The organism is Cohnella zeiphila (genome assembly GCF_014212055.1).
Taxonomy (GTDB): domain Bacteria; phylum Bacillota; class Bacilli; order Paenibacillales; family Paenibacillaceae; genus Cohnella; species Cohnella zeiphila.
The window spans coordinates 1-752 of record NZ_JACJVO010000091.1 but is presented as its reverse complement, the minus strand read 5'-3'; the positions used below and the strand labels follow the sequence as shown (position 1 = coordinate 752).

At 49.3% G+C, this 752-nt stretch carries 1 protein-coding gene; it reads right to left on the bottom strand.

Annotated features, from left to right (window positions below):
• Nucleotides 1-475: 475 nt before the first annotated feature.
• Nucleotides 476-727 (bottom strand): IPT/TIG domain-containing protein, encoded by a 252-nt coding sequence (locus H7C18_RS36180; protein WP_420481911.1) that lies wholly within the window; start codon nt 725-727, stop codon nt 476-478.
• Nucleotides 728-752 lie beyond the last annotated feature (25 nt).

Here is a 752-nt window from a genome sequence, read left to right as displayed (position 1 = left end):
AACGGAAGCAGACAGGTCAGCCTGCGCAAGTAACGGAACACTTGCTGAAGCGGCAATTTCACGCGACCGCCCTCTGCAAAAGCTGGTCACCGATATTACGTATCTTCCTTACGATGTCTAGGGTATGAGTTTAAATTCTTGATATCCCTCGGGAATGAAATCAAGATCTTGAAATCACCCAATGGCATGGACTTGACCACATAAATAAGAAATCCGCAATTATCGCGGCTTTAAATTGGATAATTTTATTGTCATCCAACATCTCCCCTTAGAGAGTTAGGCGGCTTCAGCCTGCTCAAAAAATGCTCCAGCTCCAATAGGCATCAAAAGACCAAAAAGCGTGAGTTTCAAAGGCTCTGTAGCCTTCTGACTCGCGCTTCTTGGTTAGTATTCAGCAAAGGAACTTATAAATGCTTACGTCTGAGACAACCTATTACCTACTTTCACAATCCCAATTCTTTCGGTGGTCGAAGCATTATGGTCCTACAATATACGAGAAGGCTCCTATTGCAGTTGCGCTGCCGCCTGGTGACGTTACGACAACGTCGACCGCCCCCGCCGTGCCTGTTGGCGCCGACACAACCAACGTAGTCGGCGAAACGACAGTCAAGTTCATTCCAGGAACTCCCCCGAAGCTCACGTCCGTTACGCCAGACAAGTTGGTCCCCGTGATCGTCACCGATGTGCCGCCAAAATCCGGACCGGAAGTTGGACTAAGCCCCGTAATCGTCGGCGCCGCTACGTACGTGAAG